Here is a 24,187-nt window from a genome sequence, read left to right as displayed (position 1 = left end):
GTTGTGGGCAGCCAGTGTAAAATACATTATATTTGATATAGTCATTTTAAAGATAATTAACAATAAGTTTTAATAACGATGGATAAAGAGCAGATACAAAATTGGTTAGATAATGGGTATGATATACTTCATCATGGAAGACCAGTGAAGGTTGAAGGTGATTTGTGGGATTACATCGATGGATTGGGAAGTTATGAAAATGTGTATGTTTTACGAGAATTAATCTACTGGACGGAAGAAGAGTTAGCAAATATTGGTAAATAGCGTTGAGACCCTGAAAATCCGTGTTCAGGATCCCTTCGGTTGTTTCTTGTGCTAGAATATAATATTACGTTTGAAAGCACAGCCTAATTCGATAAGGGAGTCTGTCTTCGCAATTCCTGGAATGCTATCGATTTTTTCATAAAGTAGTTGTCGCATATGTTCATGATTTTTAGCAATAATTTTCACATATAACGTGTAGTTGCCCGTAATATAGTAGCATTCTGTAACTTCTGGTATTTTTTTGAGCTCTTCAATAATTCTGCTCGAATCATGATCTTTTTCTAAACTTAGCCCGGTAAAAGCACCCCAATCATAGCCTAGCTTCTTTTCATTCAATACGGGCTTTATACCTGTCAGTATCCCTTGTTCCGTCAAACGGTTGATTCGTTGATGGATCATGGTATTGGATACGCCCATGGCTGTTGCTATTGCAGAGTAGGCCATCCGTCCATCTTCGTCTAAATATTTTAAAATCTGTAGATCAAAGTCATCGATATTATTCATTGTAGAAAGTGGTTTAAAAGTTAATTTTAATATTTATATGCTAATTTAGTGTTAAATTTTATTTTTCAGTCAATAAAAAAGTAAATATTGTATATTTGTTCTTATTAGAAAAAACTGAATTATGAGTACAGTAGCTAAACAAGGTAAGGGCGAGATGTTCATTGCCAAAGAAGAAAAATATGGAGCGCACAATTATCATCCTCTTCCGGTCGTCTTGGAACGAGCTGAAGGAGTTATGGTGTGGGATGTTGATGGAAAGTCTTATTTTGATTTCTTATCTGCATATTCAGCTGTCAATCAAGGACACTGCCATCCACGGATTGTACACGCTTTAAAAGAGCAAGCCGAGAAATTAACATTAACATCCAGGGCATTTTATAATAATAAACTGGGTGATTTTGAAGAAATGCTTTGTCATCTTTTTGGATTTGATAAGGCTTTGGTGATGAATTCGGGCGTTGAAGCTGTGGAAACAGCAATGAAGCTTTGTCGTAAATGGGCCTATCAGGTGAAAGGTGTAGCAGCCAATCAAGCGAAAATTGTCTTTGCCAAGGACAATTTCCATGGTAGGACAATCTCTGTGATATCGGCATCCAATGATCCTACTGCAACACATGAATTTGGTCCCTTTTTAGATGGCATAGTACTCGTTCCCTATAATGATGTTGATGCACTAGAACAGTTATTCAAAGCAGATGAAAATATCGCCGGTTTTATCGTTGAGCCAATTCAGGGCGAAGCGGGTATTGTCGTTCCTGATGAGGATTATCTGATACGCGTGAGACAATTATGTACAAAATACAATGTATTGTTTATTGCAGACGAAATCCAAACTGGTATTGCTCGGACGGGAAGCATGTTGGCATCCTATGCTATTGATGATGCGCAGAGTCAAAGCAAACCAGATGTTCTGATTTTAGGGAAAGCTTTATCGGGCGGTGTATTGCCGGTATCGGCAGTGTTGGCAAATGATTCCATTATGTTGTGTATTAAACCGGGCGAACATGGTTCGACTTATGGTGGTAATCCCTTAGCCTGTGCAGTAGCTATGGAAGCGCTAAATGTTGTGCGGGATGAAAATTTGACGCAACGGGCGCTTGAGATGGGGGCCTTGTTTTTGGATGGATTGCGTCAGATTGCTGCTAAGTTTACGTTAATTACAGAAGTGCGAGGAAAGGGGCTCTTGACTGCCATTGTAATTGATGCGGATGAAGAAAGTGATTTGGCCTGGAATATCTGTCTCAAATTTAAAGAAAATGGACTTTTAGCGAAGCCTACACATGGTAACAAAATTCGATTGGCTCCGCCGCTGGTTATTACAAAAGAGCAAGTCGATACTTGCTTAGGGATCATTGAGCGATCGTTGACTAATTTGAAATAGTGTATGGAGAAAATGATTGAATTGATCAAAAACAGATCGGATATAGGAGCAGGGACTAGGGGTTCAGATCTGGGCATCGACGCCATCGAGATAGCTGCAATTAATAAAGGAAGTCAATATTTCATTAACTATCCATTTGTTGATGTGCCGACTCGAAATAGCTCCATTTATCAGAATGATAATCATCCTTTTGCGAAACATATTCAGCAGGTTTATGAACAATGCAAACAAGTAGCTTCCACCGTTGAAGATAGCTTATCTTCCGGCAATTTTCCATTGGTGTTTTCAGGGGATCATTCCTCCGCAATGGGGACGATCAGTGGTTTAAAGTCCGCTTATCCTGATAAACAACTCGGTGTGATCTGGGTAGACGCGCATGCCGATATTCATTCTCCGCACACAACACCTTCTGGTAATATGCATGGAATGCCTTTAGCGGCGATGTTGAGTGAGGATAATATCCCGTGTAAAATCAATAAAATAGACGAATCGACACAAGAATTTTGGAATAAACTAAAACGAATAGCTGGCCCAGTAGGTAAAATACTATCCAATCATTTGATTTATTTTGGTGTAAGGGATACGGAAGAACCGGAAGATCAGGTCATTGAACGACTTGGCATTAAAAACTATCGTGTGGAAGATACGAGACAGCGCGGAATAACCGATTGTGTGGCTGAAGCATTGAAAATCCTAGAAGCATGTGATATGATTTATATCTCTTTTGATGTGGATAGCATGGATAGTGAATTGATCTCGGATGGCACCGGAACACCAGTACCGAAGGGGTTTTTGCCAAGGGAGATTGTGTTGATTTTAGAAGAGATCATCCGATCGGGTAAGGTGATTTGTTTTGAAATTGTTGAAGTTAATCCACTATTGGACAATAAGGGTAACAAAATGGCAGAGGTGGCATTTGATATATTAGAACGGATCACTCCGCTCATTGAATTGAAATCGAGTAATTAACCGGTTTTGGGATTGTCTATTTTCAAGCCCTTTTATTGATGTGTATCGTCAATAAAAGGGCTTTTTTAATAGTATATCGTTGAGCTTGGTGGATAAAAATAAGTCAGCCTTCCTTATGTTAAAACTCGTATTACTCTATGTGATTTAATATTGTGTTAACATGTTTCATGTACATTTGCAATTCGATTATTTACATGAAATATGAGGATTTCTGATAAAATTATTTTGTTTCTACTTTTTTTAATACAGCTTTTTTTGTGGCAGCCAGGTACTGCGCAGGTTAAATCCTTTAAAGATATCAGGGCGTTAAGTCAAAACCATCCGGATTCTGCAATTATGCTCGTAAAAAAACGTTATGCAAAAGCTGTTACGGATAAAGACTTATTATTACAAGCCAATTGTTTACAGGCGATTGGATGGTTATGTGTTAATCAGGGGCATTATGGACAGGCGCAGGACTACTATTTTCAAGCTGATCGAATCTATACGCAATTAAATTCAAAACAGCATCTTGCTTCGAATTGGAGTGATATCGGGGAGCTCAATATTTTCAACAAACAACATGATCTAGCGAAAGTTTATTTTAACAAGGCGCTACATTCTTTCCGAACAGAAGGGGATAAAAATGGAGAGGCAGGTACATTAGGGAATATAGGTCATTTATTTGAAAAGGAAGCGAACTACGACTCCGCCTTTGTCTACCAGAATCTTGCTTTGTCCATTTATAGCAGTATTGGGAATAAAAATGGAGAAGCTAAGATCCATGAAAATTTAGGCAGTATTTATGAAGATCTTGCAAGATATGACAGCGCTTTTTTTCATTTTGAAAAAGCACGTACCCTCTATACGGAAACAAAAGACAATTATGGAAAAATTGTGGTCATAAATAATATGGGCGATATTTTTAGGAAGACCAATAAATATCCAGAAAGTATCAAACTCACGCAATTGGCTTATCAGATGGCGGAAAATTTGGGTGATGTGTATCAAATGGCTGCTACGACAAAAGATTTGAGTAGGACCTACGCCTTGCGCGAGCAGATGGATAGCGCCTATTTTTATGCAGAAAAGAGCCGTAAGTTGGTGCTTGAGCTTTATAGTGTGGATGGTGCTCGCCATACTGCTTTTTTTCAGGCACTCTACGATATGAATCAACAAGCCGAAGAGATCGAGAAATTACAAGTAACCAAAAGAATCAACTTAATCATGCTCTGGGGAACAATCGTGGTTTTAATTTTGTTAATTGTGCTATCCTATGTATTGCATAGTCGCCAGAAAATTAAGATTAAAAACCAGATCTCCGATTCCCGAAAACAGGAGGCCGAACGCGAGTTGACCGAAATTGCACTTAAAAACCAGTTGCTTGAAGATAAGCAGCTCAAACAAGAACTGTCGCTCAAGCAAAAGGAATTGACATCCCATACCTTAAATTTAATCCGTAACAATCAATTTTTGGAAGAACTTCGTGATGAACTGAAAGGTATGGTTAAGGACGAACGCCGGGATCAAAAACGACAGATGCAGAAGTTGGTGTTGCAGATCAATGAAAATATCACACAGGGTATTCATTGGAAAGAGTTTATGGGAACTTTCGAAAAGGTGCATCACAGCTTTTTTGAAAAACTTATTCAACGATTTCCAGATTTGACGGCAGCGGATATGCGGTTAATCGCATTGCTTAAAATAAATTTGAATAATATCAATATTGCCGTCTTATTGGGCATATCACAAGATAGCCTTCGTGTTGCCAGACATCGATTGCGAAAAAAACTAAGACTGGAACAAGGAGAGGACCTCGCGGGCTATCTTGTTGGGATTTCATAATTTTTTAACACAGGAGTAAAAGAATGTTAATGGCGCTTGAATTGCATTTAAACTGCTGTTTATTAGTTGTTTAGTAGTGCTTGTTTCCTCGCTGTATAGCCCACTTTCTACCTTGTTTCCTCATTGTAACGCTCGATATTTTGTGTGATTAAAGTTGGCTGCCATCTTTGCGACAACAATCAAAGATTCATAATAATCTAAGCAAAATGAAAAACTTTTTAACAGTATTACTTGCCTCCAGTATTTCGGTCAGCGCTGCTTATGCGACCAAAATCAAAGGTAAGGTATTGGATGGTCAGACTGGTGAAGCTGTTGCTGGTGCAACAGTTTTCTTGGAACAAAGTGGGCTATCGACCAAAACACAATTGGATGGTTCGTTTGAATTCAAAGGATTATCTGCAGGTGTGGATAAGGTCCATATCAAGCATATGGCTTACGCCGAACTAATTAAAGAAATCGAGATTCAAAAAGAAAATACCCCTCATTTTATTTTTCAGCTGACATCGACCGAACAAACATTAATGGAAGTAACTATAAAAGGACGTCGAAACGGTGGGGATGACGATCCTAGCGCGCGGCGTTTGGAAAAGAATGCGTCACAAATTATGAATGTTGTTTCGGCGCGCGCAATAGAGATTTCTCCCGATATCACCGTCGCAAATGTTATACAGCGTGTTTCGGGTGTATCCATAGAAAGAAATTCGAATGGCGAGGGGCAATACGCAATTCTGAGAGGGATGGATAAACGTTACAACACGACTTTGGTGAATGGCGTAAAAGTTCCGAGTCCAGATAATAAATACCGTTATGTGCCTTTGGATTTATTTCCTTCAGATATGTTGGAACGCTTAGAAGTCTACAAGTCGCTAACACCAAATATGGAAGCCGATGCAGTGGGTGGGGTTGTCAATATGGTTATGAAATCGGCGCCGACAAAGCTATTGCTTCAAGCAAATTTGGCAACGGGTTATAGCCAACGTTATTTTAATCGGGATTTTGGAAGCTTTTCAACAAGCGGAACCTCGGCAAAATCGCCATATGAACAGCATGGGAAGAATTACAATGCAACCGCTGCTGATTTTAATAAAGGTGCATTAGATTATACTTATAAAAAGCCCCTTCCAGACCTTGTCGGCAATTTGACAATAGGCAATCGGTATTTGGATGATAAATTGGGCGTTATTTTGGGTGCGAGTTATCAAAATTTACATCGTGGCAGTCGTTCTATTTTCTACAAATCGGCTGTCGTTGGCGTAAATCCCAATGCGGTAATTACTGAGCAGAGTGATCGTCAATATGATGAACAGCAACAACGCTTAGGTTTGCATAACAAGATCGACTATCGATTTAATCTGAATCATCGGATTAGCTTCTATCAAATGTATGTGAATTTAAATAACATGCAATTGCGTGATGCTGTGAATACGATATATAATGGCCAGTATGATCCCAGTATTGGTAAAGCCGAACTGACCTATGTGACAAGAAGTCGAAAAACACAGCAACAGATCTACAATGGTACCCTACAGGGGGATCATCATTTTTTAGATAATCGGCTGAATGTCCGTTGGTCAGGTGTGCTTTCTTCAGCGCGCAATCAATTGCCACAAAATACGATGATCAGTTTGGATGGCGTAGAAGAAAATTTTGAACGTAAAAGAACTTCTCTCGTCAATAAATCTCCTGTAACCTATCGTTTGGAGCGTAATACGGATAATGATCATGCAGGTTATTGGGATGTAGCTTATAAAGTTCCAATGGAAAACAGTAAGCTGGAGCTATCGACCGGAGGTCTGTATCGTGATAAACAGCGTAGTAGTTTTTACAATAACTACAACTTATCACCAGCTTCTGCAGAAGAGGCAAAGTATAAATACGGTATGGATTTTCAGCGCTATACCGATCTCAATCTGACTGTCACCAATCCTACTGGAGCTGTCGCAAATCCACTAACTTACGACGCTGGTGAGAAGACCACAGCATTGTACGGCATGTTCAATTATGAGAATGACAAATGGCAGATGATCGGTGGAATCCGGATGGAACACAGCAATCAGAATTATAAATTATTGTTTCCTGCAGGAGAAAAAAGACCGGAGGGATCACAGATTTATACAGAATGGCTGCCAAGTTTGACCATGAAATATCATTTGGACGAAAAACAACAGCTTCATGCGGCTTATTATCGCGCGTTAAACCGACCTGGATTTTATGAAATTGTACCCTCAAGTGTGGTTAATGAAGAGTTTTTAGAAAAAGGAAATCCAGATTTAAAACATGCCTTAGCAGATAATTTCGATTTAAGGTATGAATTATTCCCTGAAGCTTCTTCCCAATTTCTTGTCGGTATGTTTTATAAGAAAATCAAAAACCCAATTGAATATACCTTTCAACCGGATGAGGTTCGTAAGCAAGATGTATACTACACTCCAGGTAATTTTGGTAATGCCAACAACTTTGGTGTCGAGGTTGATTACATCAAGTATATCCAGAAATTTGGTGTTAAGGCCAATTATACCTATACACATTCACGTATAACGACCGCTAAGATGTCGCGTCGAATCAATGAAACCACACAGGACCCAGAAGCGATAATCGTGGATCAAACTAGACCATTATATGGGCAAGCTGCACATGTGGCCAATCTATCATTGCTTTACAAAGATGCTAATAATGGCTGGGAAGGACAGTTGGCTGGATCTTATACCGGCTCACGGATCAATACAGTATCGCAATTTTTGAACGATGATTTATGGCAAAAGGGATTTGTTCAGTTAGATGCTTCTATTGAGAAAAAATTTAAAGCAGGTTGGGCCGTTTTTGCCAAAGCCAACAACATCTTGAATACACCCATGGAATTGTATGTGAAAGGAACAAATCCCGAAAATGAGAAGATCGCTGAAAAGCTTATTGAAGACGGAAATACATTGATTAGAAAGGATTTGTATGGACAGAATTATATCCTTGGTTTACGTTATTCGTTTAGTAAATAATAGACCCGCGTAAAACACAACATGTTTTAATCTGAACATGTACGGTGTGAAATAACAACAGTTTGTTTCGGTGAAGCTTTCCCTTTTTTGGAACGATCAAGTTTTGAACAAGTATGATTCGCTTCATCATTAAAATTAAATATATACAGATGAAAAATAAATGTATTTTATCGTTTCTAGCATTTTTTATCGTGGTGTTAAGCGCCTGTGAAAAAGCAAATATTGATGTTGATACTTCTGATGCCGATGGAAGTGCTATCGGCGAGGTCTCCGGTGTGTGGAGTAAGGGGAGTGTGCAGCATATTAAGGGGGATATTATTATTCCCGAAGGTAAGACACTAACGATTGAGGAAGGCGTAACTGTATTGATGGATTCTGTCAATAAGCCTGAAATTGTTGTTTTGGGTAATTTATATGCGTTAGGTACAGCTGAAAATCCTGTCAAGTTTACGGTTGAAGATGGGTATAAGACGAAGACGAATGAATTTGGCAAATTATGGGGAGGAATTTTAGCCGCTCCAAGCTGTCAGGAACTTGTTTTGGACAATACCATCATAGAGTATGGGGGTGCAATTACATCAGACGCGTCGACTTCTGTAAAGATGGGCTTGTATAAAAAAGTGTCTGGTGAAGCTTTACCAGCGCTATGGTTTTCTAATCCAAATGGAAAACTAGTGGTTCAAAATAGTACGGTAAGTCATTTTCACGAAGACTGCACGTATATTGAAGGAGGAAAAATCATTTTTGCTAACAACCGTTTCTTTTCCAATGGGGTGACAGGTGGCGAAGCGATGAATTTCAAATCCGGATGTCTTGCAGATGTTGCTTATAACCTAGTGTATAGTGTAAATACCAATGCATTAAAACTGTCAAATTCAGGAGACCGTACACCCCAGGCTTATATTATTGTTTACAATAATACCATGCTCAACACGGGATGGCGCAGACCGACAGCCAAAGGAGGTTCGATTTGGTTAGAAGCATCTGTCAGAGCCGAGATTTACAATAATCTTTTTGCTAATACGCGGTTTGGAGTCAAGCGCGATCCGAAAAAGCCAGAAGATAACCGTTCTGTGTCAAGTAATAACTGGTACTATGGTTACAGCCAATTGAATGTAGATCAGTTTCAGGTGGGCAAAAATGATATTGTAGGCGGTAGTAATGATATAAGAGGTAAAGTGGCAGGAGATAATAATCCTAAATTTATAGCCTATCCTTTGGAAACCTCAGTCGACAACTATCTGTTTGACTCCACCTGGGATTTTCATCTCCAAGGGAATTCACCTGCATTAAAGGCTGGTACCCTTGCTTTTAAACCTCATTTTACGAGTGGCCTGGTGATGTCAAACGGTCTAATCTATAGTTCTCCCCAGCCAGCAGCATATGTTGGGGCATTCGGTTCCAAATTCTAATTTACTTCATATAATGACAAATTTAAAAACAATACTAACACTAACTTTGGGAGCATCAACCCTGCTTCAAATGGCATGCGAAAATGCGCAAACAAATAATATAGAATCAGTTAAGCCCGTTATTGTGACTGATGCTGTACGTTATGATTCGGATGATCCCGCAATTTGGATCAATAAGAGCGATCCGAGCAAGAGTTTGATTATAGCAACGGATAAAGATGCCGATGGAGCTTTATTCGTGTACGATTTACAGGGTAAAACGGTCAAAGAAAAAGTGGTTTCCAATTTAAAACGACCAAACAATGTTGATGTAGCCTACGGTTTGGTATTGGGAGGGAAACCTGTCGATATCGCCGTCACAACAGAGCGTATGACCCATAAATTGCGTGTCTTTTCATTACCCGATATGAAACCGATCGATCAAGGGGGACTGGATATGTTTGTTAGCGAAACTGAACCGGAATTTAGGGATCTGATGGGGATTGCCCTATATACTTCCCCAAAAGGAGAGATCTATGCTATTGTTGGACGGAAAAATGGACCAAAAGAAGGCTATTTGGGTCAATATTTATTGGAGGATAATGGTTCTGGTACGGTAAAAGCTACATTAGTTCGCAAATTTGGTTCATTTAGTGGAAAGAAAGAGATCGAGGCGATAGCGGTGGACAATGAGCTTGGATATATTTACTATTCGGACGAACAAGTTGGCGTAAAACAATACTATGCCGATCCAGCAAAGGGAAACCAACAGTTGGCATTATTTGCTACAACAGGTTTTAAAGAAGATCATGAAGGTATTTCGATTTATAAATTGACCGATAGTACCGGATATATCTTGGTGTCGGACCAGGGTGCAAATCGTTTTCAGGTCTTTAGTCGCGAAGGAACCCAAAGCAATCCTTTCGAACACAAATATCTGAAGACTGTACCGGTTATGGCAACACAAAGTGATGGTTCAGAAACGACCTCCTTTAATTTAAATGAAACCTTTAAACATGGCTTGTTTGTTACTATGAGCGACGATAAAACATTCCATTACTATCGATGGGAAGATATTGCCGAAGCGGATTTGAAAAAGAAATAGGTTATAGAATAAGTGCTAGAGCAACAGTTGTTATTTGATTTCAGCTGTTGCTTTTTTTTGCTATTGGTAATATTTGTTTGCTATTGGTAATATTTGTTTAAAATACCTCGCGTTATGCTTTATGCACTGAGCGGAATTTTAAACCAAAAGGTTGATCCTTGACCAATCTGGCTGTTGACACCAATTTCTCCTTGATGTTTTTGAATAATTTCTTTGCAAATAAACAGCCCAATGCCAAATCCCGACGCGTAACAATCTGCATCGTCATTTACACGATAGAATTTGTTGAATATTTGTTTCTGATCCTTGTGATTGATGCCTTTTCCTTGGTCTTTGATATCGACTTCAAAATAACCTGATTGTATTGCCACATGCAGGGTAATTGTTGAATTAGTGGGTGAATATTTAATGGCATTGTCCATGAAGTTGATTAGCACTTGTTCGATTTTATCACGATCGGCAATAATCTCCAAATTCGAATCTATTGCTCCAGTATAATGGATGAAGTGCTTTACCGATTTTAAAGAATAGATATTTTGAATATAATCGATTAAAGAGCAAATGTTAAATGTCTTTTTGCGAAGCACTAGCTTACCCTCATTTAATTGAGTAACATTTAAAAAGCCGTCAATTAAACCGCGCATACGCGTTGCTTGCTCATTCGATTGGTGGAGATATTGCATGCGCTTTTCGGTGCTCAGTGTACCTTCTTTGGCCTGAAGTAATTGGATATAGGCAATTAGTGAGGTCAACGGTGTTTTAAGTTCGTGACTTGCGATACTAATAAAGTCTAGTTTTTTCCTTTCTTCTTCCTTGTCATTGGTGCTGTCTATTATAGCGCCGTAGATCATATGTCTTGTTGTATCCGATTCCAATTGACTTCCACCTATTGACCTTAACCATTTTATCTTACCTGTTTTTTTATCTTTTATTTCACATTGACAATCGAAAGGAGATTGTTTATGTGTTACTTCCAGAAAAACATCATGGATGATAGTTCTGTACTGAGGCAGTATTTGGTCGAAAAAGTCAGCTTCTTTGATGTTGTCTTGCTGATCGAAGCCAAATAATTCACGGCAGCGATCATTGAGTTCCATTGTTTTGGTTTCCATGTCAATAGAAAATATACCGATACCGGCGGCTTCTACGATCATTCTAAACTGTTGATCTCTTTTGGCGATAAGTTGATGAATTGCTTCAAGCTTTTCGTGTTCTTGATGCTGGGTGGTAATATCTATAGCGGTACCTGCAAACCATTCGGGTTGTTGGTCTTGGTCAAAGTATACTCTTCCTTTACAGTGCAACCACCGTAACTGAAGATCTTGTGCTCCAATGGTTCTAAACTGTACGTCATAAACACCTTTGTTTTGATAAGTCAGTGATTTTTTTACTTCCTGATCGATTCTATTCCTATCTTCTGGATGAATATATTTAAGGACTTCATTGTATGGAACATACTCACCTTTCGCAAACCCAAAGAGTTCCCGAGTCCGTTCATCCCAATTTACTAAGTAATTTTTACAATTTAAGGTCCATGTTCCCATCTCGGCCGACTGTAAAGCAAAATGATAATGTTCTTCACTCTCAATGATTTTCTTGAGTGCCCCCTTAAGTTTTTCATTGAGATCTTCAGTATGTTTAGATGACAAGGTGTAATTATTCGTTGGGCTCTTATAGTGTTTTCCTGCTATAAGATATTTTTGAGTTAATAAATCTTGTAGCAATTTTCGTTCAATGGTATTTTTTTCCTGCGTTTGTGGGTACTTGTCTTCATTTTCAGGTATCAGTCTAATTTGATTAAATATGCCATAAATTTCACCTTTTTCATCGATGAGCGGATGATATTCAAAAGTGTGCGTATAACCTAGTGAAGCCTGATTTTCCGTTTTGAGTTTAATCCTTATCTTTTCAATGACCGCAGTTTTTCCGTTTATCCAGACATTTTTCAGGAGGGGGATATAGGGTGTTAAATCTTCTCGTTGAAGACAATTTTCAAGACACTGCCCAATAATACGCTGATCACAACCCCAAAGTTTTAACATGTTAGTGCTTGCATAAGAAATATGGAGTTCTGCACTATCCTAAATTGAGCAGGCATCCAATGAAGAGGTGAGAACGGCTAAAATATCTTTATCTGAACATATCATAACATAGCAAAAATTAAGTATTGATTAAAGCGATATCGCTATAGCTTGATTTAATAGCATACAAATATTGTTCCTTTCTCATGAGTTTTCGCTCTATCCATAAATGACCGGAGTTGTCGTAAGGGATGAAATCCACTATTTTATTTGCCAGTTGATCCTGTGGGCTGTTTAATGTGAACTCATCATGTCGACAGTAGACTGGATAGAAAGTTGTATCTTTATTTTGTTTATGCAGTCTGTTTCTTTTTTATTTCAAATAGCGAATATGATAAATTATCGTTGCAGTATAAGTTTGGAAGAAAATAGAATTGAAAGTTTTTATTTAAATGCCATAGAAGATGAATACGGTTAAGATACTATTGGTTGAAGATCACATGGTCGTACGGAATGGTATTAAACTACTTTTAGAATCCCAGGGTGAATTTACGGTGATAGGCGAGGCATCTGATGGTGCAGAAGCGCTGTCTATATTGGCGAATGGTTTAGCTCCTGATATTGTTTTAACTGATATAAACATGGAGCATATGGACGGGATGGAGCTTTTAAAAATCATCAGTCAAAAATATCCATTGGTCAAAGTTGTGATATTGTCTATGCTAAATCAAATTCATTATGTTGTTGAAGGTTTTGAACATGGTCTTTCAGGCTACCTGTTGAAAAATATAGGTTATAATGAATTACTTTTTGGATTAAAGCATGTCGCTGAAGGCGGACGCTATATGAGCGAAGAAATTAGTATAGCCCTGCTTGAACAAGTTTCTTCCGGTCAAGTTTATAGGGATGCGGGCTCGAATATCATCCTCGATCTGGAAATAAACGATCGCGAGCTAGAAGTATTAGAGTTAATCGCTGACGGTTTTACAAATTTAGAAATTGCAGATAAAATCTTTTTGAGTAAGCGTACTGTTGAAGGATATCGGCAGAGCTTGATAGATAAAACAAGGGTAAAAAATACCGCGGAATTAGTAAAATATGCTTTTCAACATGGCTTATTAAAAAAGTCATGATAACCATTTCTGTATTTGGTGAGCATGACGTAGCGGGCTATTATTGGAAGTCCGCGCATGCTATTACGTTATATTCGGTATTCTTTCTCGACAACGATTGAAAATAAATAGACCAGCTCCAATAAGAATGAAGCGTATACTAAGCAGCTGTCCCATATTGATCAATAAGGAGTCTTCAAAATGCTCTTGATTGATTTTCAAAAACTCATCTAAAAACCTGAACGAAAACAGCAAAACCAACAGCAAGGCGAAATAGTTTCCATTGTTACGTCGAAGCTTGTTTTCTTTCCATAAACGATATAACAATACGAATAATAAGAGACAAAATAAGGCTTCATAAAGCTGTGCTGGATGCCGGGGGATAGTATCGATATGGGTAAACACAAAGGCCCAAGGTAAGCTACTTGCTGTGCCAATCATTTCAGAGTTCATTAAGTTGCCCAATCGAATGCAAACACCAGCTAAAGGGACGACCAAAGCAATCCGATCTGCAAGCCAGAGAAAAGGAAGTTGCTGTTTTTTTGCAAATAAATAGATTGCGATTAGTATGCCTATACCACCACCGTGGCTTGCCAGCCCACCTTCCCATATGGCTAATATTTTTAAGGGATTATTGAGGTAATAACCGGGATCGTAAAATAATACATGCCCTAGTCTAGCGCCAATGACAGTACCAAAAACAATATAAATGGTTAGTTGATCTAAAAACTCGGGTGGCCGACCTTCTTTCTTAAATAATGATCCTAATATCTTATAACATAATACAATACCCAATAACCAAAATAGTCCGTACCAGCGAATAGGGTGTTCAATAAGTGGAATAACAAAGATATCACTATCTATAGTCCAGTTTATGTAAGTAAAGATTAGGTTATTTACCATATTACGTTTTAGCGTGATGCTTTATGATATAAGTATGTGGTATGGCTATTTCGTTACACGTTTTGATAAAAAAACGAAATTCTCTTTATCGATGCAAATATTGAGTCATATATTGCGATTATTAAATAGTAAGTTTTCATTGTTGACCAATTTGTATGTTTGTAGGAAGTAAAAGAAAATTAACTCTATCTGCGATCAATAATTGCACTCGGTGTTTTTACTGAGGAAGAATATTAACATAAGTATCAGTGGGGTTAAATACTTTTGAAAGTATATATTGGTTTTTTTGATAATATTCCGATATTCGACAATAGATAACATGATATGGATAGTAGTGCCTTGCCTATTTTTTTATAGCTGTTGATATCTTGTGAAAGCTTATTATAGTTAATGAAGGAGGTAATGGAAAAATATAAGACCTTCATGTAAATTTAAACAGATAGTTATATTCTGATGATACGAAATTTGACAAGATTTACTTTTTGTTTTTTATCTCTCGTGCTAATGGCACAGTTACTTTCTTGTTATCAAAGTGACCGTCAGACGTCTAGAAATAATGCGCATACTGAAGATAAGGCACTTGATTTAACCTATCAGGACACATTATTAAAATTTCTCGCTCTACAGGATTTTAGGGATCAATCTATTATAGCAAAGAAGACAACGGAGTTTGCTAAGGATAGATATTTTAATATTTCTGGCTATAATTGGATTTTTTTGGCGTATAACTACTTGTTGGATGATAAAATTGATTCAATAGAAATTGCGCTGAAAAACCTTGATGGGAGAACAATGTCTCCCGATTTGCATGTTCTGAAGGATTACTTTAAAATAAGAGCTAATTTTAGTTTTAATGATGTGACTACTATTGGCATCATGGAACAAATTATCGATGCGAAAGAATATGCATTAGCAAATAAAAGTAGGTTTAGTTTTCTTTTTTTTAATCTATTGGCCAATGCAAATTATCGCCGCGCTGATTATAACCAGGCACTCAAAGATAACGAGTCGTGGTATTATTATCATCCCAACAGATCCGACCCACATGTTGCACAGGCCTATCAGGAGATTAAATTTATACAGTATATTGAATTGCATGATTTTGAGAAATTAAAATTAACACTGGATAGCTGCAGATATTATGCAAATAAAACGGCTGATTCTGCTATTATTATGCGCATGTATAATTTACAGGCGCAGTATTTTTTTAGCATAGGTAATAGTCGAAAAGCAGTAGAGGCATCCCAAAAGTATTTTAATTATTTATCTTCAAGCAAGGCGCTCAATGCCTATGCGTATGCGAATTTGGCAAAAAATTTTTTGAATAATCATCAAGTGGACTCGGCGATCTATTATTTCAATGCTGGATTGCAGTTTATCAAAACACATAAAGGCAAGCAAAATAAATTATTCTATTACCAGAATCTACAAGTAGCACACGCATTAAAAGGAGATTATGAACGGGCTTATTTTACCTTAGATTCAGCCTATCAGGATTATAAAAATAGCACAAAAAGTATTGAAAATGATCGTATCAATGAGATCAATACACGATATGAAACTGAAAAAAAGGACCAGGCTATTCAGCTTTTAAAAACAACAAATGCCTTCAACCATCAGATTATGGTCCAACAGCGTTGGATTTTTGTTATTTTATTTGCGCTGATCTTTAGTATTGCATTCTTCATTTATTATCGGAATAAACAAAAGTTGTTGAAAAATATTAATCAGCGTATAGTTGCCGAAAACAGACAATTAATTTTAGAGCAAAAGACACGACAAAACCAGCTTAATCCGCATTTTATTTATAATGCTATAGCTAATTTGCAAGGTTTGATCAGTAGTGAACAAAAAGCAAAAGCAAATCAATACCTCATCCTGTTGTCCCGTCAAATTCGTGATATACTCGAATTAAATAGGGAGGAGTATATTTCTTTGGATCAAGAAATTAAATCATTAAAGAATTATATACTTTTACAGCAGATGCGCTATCAAGATGTATTTGATTTTGAAATTGAGAGCGGTAATTTGGATGTGGACGATGTCATGATTCCCCCCATGTTGATTCAGCCGTTTGTTGAAAACGCTATTGAACATGCTTTCAAAAATTTAAATTATCGCGGACAGTTACAAATTCTTTTTAATCAGCAAGCAGATCAATTGCATATTGTTATCAGTGATAATGGTTGGGGAATGCGCACAGATAAAAAAGAGAATGCGCACAAGACATCTCTTTCACAGGTGATTACCAAAGAGCGTCTTGAACTTTTATTTACTGATCCAAAGCAAAAAGCAAGGATTGAAATAAAACCCAATTATAAAGAGGATAAAAGTGGATATCGTGTAGAAATTTATATCCCACTTGTTTTATATTTTAATTAAATACTTGAAATTATGAAAGTTTATATTCTTGAAGACGAGCATAACATCTATCTGTATATTAAGTCTCTGTTAGATGCGATACCCTATGTTCAGATAGTAGGTTATAGTCCCTCTATTGCCCAGGCAGAACGTGAATTGCTTGAATCTAATCCAGATCTTATTTTAGCCGATATTCAATTGAAAGACGGATCCAGTTTATCCTTCCTTTCAGAACTGAAATTGGATATTAATACCATCTTTATAACAGCATTTAACCAGTATGCCATAGAAGCCCTAAATATAGGTGCCATTGCGTATTTATTAAAGCCATTAGTCCCAGAACAATTTATGGAAGCTATTGAAAAATGTTATAAAAAAAATACGGAATTTAAGTTCAATAGCATGCAATTAAGCATGGCCGAAAGCTATCTGAAATCTCCAAGTAGACCTCGTAAGATAGCGCTTCGTACATTTGAATATACCCAGATCGTGAATATTGATGATATTCTTTATTGTCATGGAGATAAAGGGTATACTACATTTTATATCAAAGACAATAAACCGATGATGGTTTCAAAAGTCCTTAAACATTTTGAAACGATGCTTCCTGAATCTGAATTTATTCGTTGTCATCAATCTTATTTAATCAATGCCAATTATATTAAAAAATATTTCAAGGATGGCCAAATAGAAATGTCTGATGGTAAAATGATTCCTGTTGCGACCAGAAAAAAAGATGTCATCCAACAATTCTTGAATGATATATAAGAATTGAAATAGTAAAGATTCCGTTTTAGCACTGTGTTTATTTGCTAAAAAATATAGCTTTCGTCTTTAATACTAAAATATTTAGTATTACATTTGTATGTACTATTAAATAGGAGGGGCTATGATGTTAGATGATAAACAAGCTTTGATTAGCAAACTTAAAAAAGACTTACTGTCGTGGCAGGGAGTAGCTCAAAGTTTGAATGATGAATGCGCTATAGATTTGGGGCCTTTGGAAAAAGCTTTTCCAAATGGAATCTTTCCCAAAGGTGTTATACATGAATTTGTTAGCTTTAACCGCATGGATAGTGCTGCTTCCTGTGGATTTATTGGTGCTTTGCTTGGAAAACTGATGCAAAATGATGGGATTTGTATTTGGATAGGCTCTATTCAAACGGTATTTCCTGCTGCTATCAAATCATTTGGAGTTGATCCGGCCTCGATTGTTTTTGTCTCCATGAAACGGGAAAGAGATGTTTTATGGGCAATGGAAGAAGCGTTGAAATGCCATGGCATAACAGCCGTATTGGCTGAAATACATCAGCTGGATTTTATTCAGTCAAGGCGCCTTCAACTTGCCGTAGAAAAAAGCCGGGTGACAGGATTTATACTTCAACATAACCCCAAGATCTTGTTGGCGACGAGTTGTGCTGCACGTTGGAAGGTTACTTCTTTACCTAGTCAATCGGATGATGGATTACCTGGTATTGGTTACCCCTGTTGGGAAGTAGAGCTGCTTAAGGTAAGAAATGGTAATCCAGCCAAAGGACAAATTATCTGGTCTCCACAAGGATTTAGAACATTCCTCAAAAAAGATGTGCAGATCACAGATTGGACCTATAATTATCAAAATTTAGGCTAGCCATGAAAAAAAGATTTGCGTCCCTTTGGTTTCGTTACTTAAAAACAGATTGGCTTACCGTCTGTAAGCCACATTTGCAGGATGTTCCTGTTGTTTTGTCTGTCGCTGTCCAAGGAAAATTAATCGTTAGTGCGTGTAACGCATTTGCAGAGCAAGCGGGGATACACGCAGGTATGGCTATAGCAGATGCACGGGCATTTATTCCATCACTTAAAATCATCAAAGAGCAAGCTGGATTGGCTGAAAAATTACTCCATTCCATAGCAGATTGGTGCATAAGGTATACACCATGGGTTTCATTGGATGAGCCCGATGGAATTATGCTCGATATAAGTGGTTGTGCACATCTTTGGGGTGGAGAGGCAACTTACTTAACAAGTATTGTTTCTCAATTTAAACAACATGGTTATACTGTGCGCATGGGCATTGCTGATACCATTGGGGCCGCATGGGCTATCACACATTTTGGTTCTGAAAATACGATTATAAATGAACAGGCGCAGTCAGAGGCACTTTTTCCCTTGCACCCTGCAGCACTACGATTGGAAGAGGTTCAATTGAAAAGGTTGCAATCGCTTGGACTACAGTCAATAGGAAGTTTTGCAAAAATGCCGCGTTCAGTCTTGCGTAGAAGATTTGGTGACAGCCTATTGCTTCGACTGGATCAGGCCATGGGGCTGGAAGATGAATTTGTTCTTCCTATAAAAGCTAATTTACCGTATGAAGAGCGATTACCTTGTCTCGAACCCATCTGTACAGCACATGGTATTGAACTGGCGCTGGAAGAGTTATTAAACAAGTTGTGTAAACGTTTGTCGGGAGAGGGGAAAGGATTACGTGCAGCTGAATTGAATTGCCACCGCGTGGATGGGAAATTAGAGACAATCAGCATTGAGACTAATCGTGCTACTGCCCAGGTCAAACATATCCTTCAATTATTTGTCCTAAAGATTCCACAGATTGAACCGGCATTGGGGATTGAATTATTTACTTTGGAGGTTTCTAAAGTTGAAATTGCAGATCCTATTCAGGAAAATCTTTGGAACCATAGAATTGGCCTCAAAAACCCGGCAGTTACCGAACTGTTAGATCGCTTGAAAAGTAGGGACGCCAATTGTGAGATTTCACGCTATGTTCCGTCTGCACATTACTGGCCCGAGCGATCCATGAAAATAGCGACTACACTAGATGAGGTTGCAACTGTTGACTGGCAAATGGCAAGACCACGTCCGACGCGATTATTGAAGGTTCCGGAACGTATTATTGTTACAGCTCCCATACCCGATTATCCCCCCATCTTGTTCCGTTATAAGGGAGACACCTATACGATCAGAAAAGCAGATGGCCCCGAACGTATTGAGCGTGAATGGTGGATTGATCCAGGCGAACATCGGGATTACTATGCGGTAGAAGATCTGCAAGGCCGGCGTTTTTGGCTGTATCGTTCGGGGCATTATGACGGGCATACGGATCAATGGTTTATACACGGTTTTTTTGCTTAAGCATGGGCTATTGTGAATTACAGATAACAAGTAATTTTAGTTTTCTCGAAGGTGCTTCACACCCTGAGGAACTGATCGAAAGGGCTGCTCAATTGGGGTATCATGCTGTTGCAGTAACCGACCGTAATAGCCTTGCTGGGATCGTTCGTGCGCATATCGAGGCTAAAAAAGTAGGTATACGACTTATTCCTGCCTGTCGTTTAGATTTACAGGATGGCCCAAGTTTATTGGCCTACCCAACAGATAAAGAGGCTTATGGCCGACTCTCAACATTGTTAACTCTTGGAAATTTAAGGACCGAAAAAGGAAAATGCGAGTTATATAAAAACGATGTATTTCAATACGCTGAAGGGATTATATTCATTATTTGTCCACCTGAAAAATTGGTCGTGGGGTTTGAGCTTGAACATTCATTTATTGAGTTTGTTCAGGAATGTCAACAGCATCTCCAGGGCTATCTTAATCTAGGAATAAAAAAACTCTATCGTGGGGATGATGCTAAATTATTGTTTCGGATAAATCAGCTTGGCGAACAATTGGATATCCCGAGGGTGGTACTTGGTGATGTATATTATCATGTCCCTGAAAGGCGTGAATTGCAGGATATTTTAACCTGCATTCGTGAAAAATGTACGATACATACGGCTGGATTTCATTTACATCCTAATGCGGAGCGTTATCTCAAATCAATACCTGAAGTTGAACGTTTGTTTAGGCTGTATCCTGAGGCCGTAGCACAGAGTGTAAAAATAGCCAATGCTTGTCGTTTTGCCCTAGATGATTTGAAGTACATCTATCCAGATGAATTATCATCCCATGGTCGAACGACGCAGGAGGAATTAACTTATTTAACCTGGGAAGGGGCAAAAAAACGATTTGATGGTGATATTCCAGCAACAGTTCGTGAAACGATTCTAATGGAACTTGATTTTATCGAACGCAAAAATTATGCTTCTTATTTTTTAACTGTATACGATTATGTCCGGTTTGCAAAGGAAAAAGGAATTTTATGCCAGGGACGTGGATCGGCAGCAAATTCTACGGTCTGTTACTGTTTGGGCATTACTTCTGTTGACCCATCAAAATACAGGCTTTTATTTGCACGATTTATGTCCGATGCACGCGATGAACCTCCGGATATAGACGTCGACTTTGAACATGAGCGTCGAGAAGAAGTGATCCAGTATATTTATGAGAAATATGGTCGAAATCGTGCTGCTATCGTAGCAACTGTCACACAGGTACGCTCCAAAGGCGCAATACGTGATGTTGGCAAGGCGATGGGGCTTTCCACGGATGCGGTAGGGCGTTTAGCAGGGGTAGTGAGTAGCCATTGGGACGATGATATCAATTTGGAACGTTTGGTTGAACAGGGCTTTAATCCCGAAGATCAACATTTGCGAAAAATTCTCGAATTGACGCACCAATATATTGGCTTTCCACGTCAATTGGGGCAGCATACGGGCGGCTTTGTTATTACGCAAGGTAATTTGCATGAGCTTTGTCCCTTAATAAATGCCCGTATGGATAATCGGACAAATCTCGAATGGAATAAAGATGATCTTGAGGCACTGGGTTTTCTAAAGGTTGATGTACTTGCTTTGGGGATGTTGACCTGTATACGCAAAGCTTTTGACCTCGCTAAAAAGCATTATGGAAAAGAGCTTACCCTGGCTGATATTGGGGCAAAAGACGATCCAAAGGTTTACGATATGATCTGTCATGCGGATACCTTAGGTGTATTCCAGATCGAAAGCCGGGCCCAGATGTCGATGTTGCCGCGATTAAAACCGCGCGAATTTTATGATCTGGTTATTGAGGTGGCTATCGTACGGCCTGGACCAATACAAGGCGATATGGTGCATCCTTATTTGCGTCGGCGAAATAAAGAGGAAGATGTCGATTATCCAAGCACAGAGATCCAAACCATTCTTGAAAAAACCTTGGGCGTCCCCCTTTTTCAGGAGCAGGCCATGGAAATTGCCATTGTTGCTGCGGGATTTACACCTGCAGAGGCCGACGAATTGCGCCGAAGCATGGCTACATTCAAAGCCAAAGGGCAGGTGTCGACTTTTCACAAAAAGATGGTCGATGGTATGGTAAAGAAAAACTATACGGAAGAGTTTGCAAATCGAGTTTTTAAGCAATTGGAAGGTTTTGGCAGTTACGGTTTTCCAGAGAGTCACGCAGCGTCTTTTGCATTACTGGTGTATGTGTCCTCATGGCTTAAGTATTACTATCCGGATATTTTTGCAGCATCCTTACTCAATAGTCAGCCCATGGGGTTCTATCAGCCAGCACAAATTGTTATTGATGCACAGAAACACGGGGTAAAAGTACGCCCTATTGATATCAATCATTCTTTGTGGGACAATACCTTAGAAGGAGAAATTGGAAAACCACATGACCTTCGATTAGGCTTACGTCAGATCAAAGGATTTTCAATGGAAGAGGCTGCTGTGCTGACACAAGGTCGGCAGTCTGCTTATGCATCCATTACTGGTATGATGGATGTTGGACTATCTCTTACTGCGTTGGAGAAGTTAGCTGATGCAGATGCCTTTACATCATTAGGTATTGATCGTCGGCAAGCACTTTGGGAAATTACAGCATTGGCGGATCGTCCGATTGCATTATTTGAAGGTCAACCCTCTGAAAGTATAGTAGAAGGACAGATCGAACTGCCATTGCTCACGAAAAGCCAACATGTAGTGGCCGACTATGCAAGAACCTCACTATCCATTAAAGCACATCCCGTGAGTTTCTTGCGCGGTAAGCTTGATCTACTCCATGTCGTGCCTACAGCAAAATTAGGTCTGATCAAAAATAATATACTCGTGAAAATATGCGGATTGATTACGGTTAGACAACGACCAGGAACCTCTAAAGGTGTTTTATTTATCACCATTGAAGATGATACCGGTTTTGCAAATATTGTCGTTTGGAGTACTGTATTTGAAAAATATCGAAAAGAAATTCTTCGCGCAAAACTCCTGATGGTCGCGGGTAAAATTCAAGTTGAAGGAGAGGTTATTCATGTAATAGCAGAACGATGCTTTGATATGTCAGGTTTGTTAAAAGATCTGACAACAGTTGGCGACAATGCTGCAGGTATTTTTCATAAGGGAAGAAATTTTCATTGATCTTTCATTTATTAATCTGATTTTTGATCTAAAATGGTTCAGTGCTAATCGATAGCGAAGCAATCCATAGAAATTAAACGGTATGACTAAAAATATTCTCGTAAATACAATCGAAATTGATAAAGCAACTATTCGTGAATTAATTAAACAGGGCGATGTCAATGCCGCAATTGATCTGGTTGCCACAGCGGCAAATGTAAAGTATAAAGCTGCCCGGGATATAGTGCAAATGTTTCAAGAAGATCATATTGATCTTTTTGATGGTAAAGACTTATTTTTAGGCGATTATGACCGGATTGAAAATCGTGACGATGCTGACAGAGCAGATCACAAAAGATCTACATTTTTGGAAGTGGAAACAAATGAGCATAGCCGGACCAGTATTTGGAAGGCACTTTTTATTTTTTCTGTCCTTGCACTATTTGCTTTTGTTATCTTAAATTACGTTGTTGGTTTTAATCAAATAGGACATCATATTTCAGAACTTACGCAGTTATTCGATAAAAATGAAAGCTCAGCTGCTGCAGATGCTGACACATCCAAACAAAATATCGCCTTAAGTGTTGGAGCCACCCAGGTGGACGATGTTGAAGACCTCCATCCCGTAGATACAAATCTCTTACCAATGGATGTGAGGCAGGCCGAAATAGCACGAATATATCAGGCTCAGTTCGACCGATTGAACCCCGCAAAACATTCGCCAACGGATGAAGATGCACAGCTTGCTTTAATTCACCTTACCAAAGGACGGTTGACGGACCTTATTATTCAACAAAAATTAAGTGTAAAAATAGGGAAGTGTTATGAAAACCTGGCCATGAAAGATAAGGGAACTTGCGTGAGTTGCATGATACTACTTTATAATAGAGCGCAGAAAAAATGGCAAGAAGCACCCGATGGGGAAAATTTCCTGCGTAATGCTTATGACTTTTACTTGTCCCCTGATTCAGATTTGTGGGAAGCTGGTCCCTTGAGTATGCGCATACCCTATGATTATGCTTTAGTGAACAAATATAAGGCAGCAAATTAGCGGCCTTAACCCTTATATAAAATAAGATAAAACAGCTAAACCCTATACAAATTA

The 24,187-nt window shown here is 38.5% G+C and carries 17 protein-coding genes; 14 read left to right on the top strand and 3 right to left on the bottom strand.

Annotation, left to right across the window (positions count from 1 at the left end):
• Positions 1-78 precede the first annotated feature (78 nt).
• Positions 79-264, top strand: a complete 186-nt coding sequence (locus tag B3297_RS09145) for a hypothetical protein (protein WP_046673540.1) — start codon at positions 79-81, stop codon at positions 262-264.
• A gap of 51 nt (positions 265-315) precedes the next feature.
• On the opposite strand, the gene B3297_RS09140 is transcribed toward B3297_RS09145, so the two are convergent.
• Positions 316-768, bottom strand: coding sequence for an Lrp/AsnC family transcriptional regulator (locus tag B3297_RS09140; protein ID WP_046673539.1), 453 nt, complete (start codon positions 766-768; stop codon positions 316-318).
• Between the two features lie 121 nt (positions 769-889).
• Between B3297_RS09140 and rocD the strand changes: the two genes are divergently transcribed.
• From rocD to B3297_RS09110, 6 genes are all read left to right on the top strand, one after another.
• Positions 890-2,149: an ornithine--oxo-acid transaminase gene (gene rocD, locus B3297_RS09135; protein WP_070563844.1), complete on the top strand. Its 1,260-nt coding sequence runs from the start codon at positions 890-892 to the stop codon at positions 2,147-2,149.
• Between the two features lie 3 nt (positions 2,150-2,152).
• On the top strand, positions 2,153-3,118 hold the full coding sequence (locus B3297_RS09130) for an arginase (RefSeq protein WP_070563847.1): 966 nt from the start codon (positions 2,153-2,155) through the stop codon (positions 3,116-3,118).
• A 255-nt stretch (positions 3,119-3,373) separates the two neighbouring features.
• Positions 3,374-4,942 carry a tetratricopeptide repeat protein gene (locus tag B3297_RS09125; protein ID WP_070564480.1) on the top strand — a complete coding sequence of 523 codons (1,569 nt, stop codon included), beginning with the start codon at positions 3,374-3,376 and terminating at the stop codon, positions 4,940-4,942.
• A gap of 206 nt (positions 4,943-5,148) precedes the next feature.
• Entirely contained in the window at positions 5,149-7,935 is a 2,787-nt protein-coding gene (locus B3297_RS09120; protein WP_070563849.1) for a TonB-dependent receptor, read from the top strand.
• A 149-nt stretch (positions 7,936-8,084) separates the two neighbouring features.
• Entirely contained in the window at positions 8,085-9,347 is a 1,263-nt protein-coding gene (locus B3297_RS09115) for a right-handed parallel beta-helix repeat-containing protein (protein ID WP_070564482.1), read from the top strand.
• Between the two features lie 13 nt (positions 9,348-9,360).
• Positions 9,361-10,431, top strand: coding sequence for a phytase (locus B3297_RS09110; RefSeq protein ID WP_083295850.1), 1,071 nt, complete (start codon positions 9,361-9,363; stop codon positions 10,429-10,431).
• A 119-nt stretch (positions 10,432-10,550) separates the two neighbouring features.
• On the opposite strand, the gene B3297_RS09105 is transcribed toward B3297_RS09110, so the two are convergent.
• The gene (locus tag B3297_RS09105; protein WP_286778811.1) at positions 10,551-12,473 is read right to left on the bottom strand and encodes a sensor histidine kinase; all 1,923 of its coding nucleotides are present in this window, start codon (positions 12,471-12,473) and stop codon (positions 10,551-10,553) included.
• A 443-nt stretch (positions 12,474-12,916) separates the two neighbouring features.
• On the opposite strand from B3297_RS09105, the gene B3297_RS09100 reads away from it, so the two are divergent.
• Entirely contained in the window at positions 12,917-13,585 is a 669-nt protein-coding gene (locus B3297_RS09100) for a response regulator (protein WP_070563855.1), read from the top strand.
• Positions 13,586-13,648: 63 nt separating this feature from the next.
• Here B3297_RS09100 and lgt read toward each other — a convergent pair whose 3' ends face one another.
• On the bottom strand, positions 13,649-14,467 hold the full coding sequence (gene lgt / locus B3297_RS09095; protein WP_286778810.1) for a prolipoprotein diacylglyceryl transferase: 819 nt from the start codon (positions 14,465-14,467) through the stop codon (positions 13,649-13,651).
• 504 nt (positions 14,468-14,971) lie between these two features.
• On the opposite strand from lgt, the gene B3297_RS09090 reads away from it, so the two are divergent.
• From B3297_RS09090 to B3297_RS09065, 6 genes are all read left to right on the top strand, one after another.
• Positions 14,972-16,849: a sensor histidine kinase gene (locus B3297_RS09090; RefSeq protein WP_070563861.1), complete on the top strand. Its 1,878-nt coding sequence runs from the start codon at positions 14,972-14,974 to the stop codon at positions 16,847-16,849.
• A gap of 12 nt (positions 16,850-16,861) precedes the next feature.
• The gene (locus B3297_RS09085) at positions 16,862-17,596 is read left to right on the top strand and encodes a LytR/AlgR family response regulator transcription factor (RefSeq protein ID WP_046673530.1); all 735 of its coding nucleotides are present in this window, start codon (positions 16,862-16,864) and stop codon (positions 17,594-17,596) included.
• Between the two features lie 121 nt (positions 17,597-17,717).
• On the top strand, positions 17,718-18,458 hold the full coding sequence (locus B3297_RS09080) for an ImuA family protein (RefSeq protein WP_070563863.1): 741 nt from the start codon (positions 17,718-17,720) through the stop codon (positions 18,456-18,458).
• Between the two features lie 2 nt (positions 18,459-18,460).
• Positions 18,461-19,960, top strand: coding sequence for a Y-family DNA polymerase (locus B3297_RS09075; protein ID WP_286778809.1), 1,500 nt, complete (start codon positions 18,461-18,463; stop codon positions 19,958-19,960).
• 2 nt (positions 19,961-19,962) lie between these two features.
• Positions 19,963-23,103 (top strand): error-prone DNA polymerase, encoded by a 3,141-nt coding sequence (locus B3297_RS09070; protein WP_286778808.1) that lies wholly within the window; start codon positions 19,963-19,965, stop codon positions 23,101-23,103.
• A gap of 82 nt (positions 23,104-23,185) precedes the next feature.
• Positions 23,186-24,133, top strand: a complete 948-nt coding sequence (locus tag B3297_RS09065; protein ID WP_115048765.1) for a hypothetical protein — start codon at positions 23,186-23,188, stop codon at positions 24,131-24,133.
• Positions 24,134-24,187: the final 54 nt, after the last annotated feature.

Source organism: Sphingobacterium sp. UBA3519 (assembly GCF_002377215.1).
Taxonomy (GTDB): domain Bacteria; phylum Bacteroidota; class Bacteroidia; order Sphingobacteriales; family Sphingobacteriaceae; genus Sphingobacterium; species Sphingobacterium multivorum.
Note: the sequence above shows the minus strand (reverse complement) of the source record. Positions and strands in the feature narration are given on the sequence as shown.

Coding starts and splice junctions, on each gene's coding strand:
- B3297_RS09145 (WP_046673540.1), top strand. CDS start 79: ATGGATAAAGAGCAGATACAAAATTGGTTAGATAATGGGTATGATATA.
- B3297_RS09140 (WP_046673539.1), bottom strand. CDS start 768: ATGAATAATATCGATGACTTTGATCTACAGATTTTAAAATATTTAGAC.
- rocD (WP_070563844.1), top strand. CDS start 890: ATGAGTACAGTAGCTAAACAAGGTAAGGGCGAGATGTTCATTGCCAAA.
- B3297_RS09130 (WP_070563847.1), top strand. CDS start 2,153: ATGGAGAAAATGATTGAATTGATCAAAAACAGATCGGATATAGGAGCA.
- B3297_RS09120 (WP_070563849.1), top strand. CDS start 5,149: ATGAAAAACTTTTTAACAGTATTACTTGCCTCCAGTATTTCGGTCAGC.
- B3297_RS09115 (WP_070564482.1), top strand. CDS start 8,085: ATGAAAAATAAATGTATTTTATCGTTTCTAGCATTTTTTATCGTGGTG.
- B3297_RS09110 (WP_083295850.1), top strand. CDS start 9,361: ATGACAAATTTAAAAACAATACTAACACTAACTTTGGGAGCATCAACC.
- B3297_RS09105 (WP_286778811.1), bottom strand. CDS start 12,473: ATGTTAAAACTTTGGGGTTGTGATCAGCGTATTATTGGGCAGTGTCTT.
- B3297_RS09100 (WP_070563855.1), top strand. CDS start 12,917: ATGAATACGGTTAAGATACTATTGGTTGAAGATCACATGGTCGTACGG.
- lgt (WP_286778810.1), bottom strand. CDS start 14,467: ATGGTAAATAACCTAATCTTTACTTACATAAACTGGACTATAGATAGT.
- B3297_RS09090 (WP_070563861.1), top strand. CDS start 14,972: ATGGCACAGTTACTTTCTTGTTATCAAAGTGACCGTCAGACGTCTAGA.
- B3297_RS09085 (WP_046673530.1), top strand. CDS start 16,862: ATGAAAGTTTATATTCTTGAAGACGAGCATAACATCTATCTGTATATT.
- B3297_RS09080 (WP_070563863.1), top strand. CDS start 17,718: ATGATGTTAGATGATAAACAAGCTTTGATTAGCAAACTTAAAAAAGAC.
- B3297_RS09075 (WP_286778809.1), top strand. CDS start 18,461: ATGAAAAAAAGATTTGCGTCCCTTTGGTTTCGTTACTTAAAAACAGAT.
- B3297_RS09070 (WP_286778808.1), top strand. CDS start 19,963: ATGGGCTATTGTGAATTACAGATAACAAGTAATTTTAGTTTTCTCGAA.
- B3297_RS09065 (WP_115048765.1), top strand. CDS start 23,186: ATGACTAAAAATATTCTCGTAAATACAATCGAAATTGATAAAGCAACT.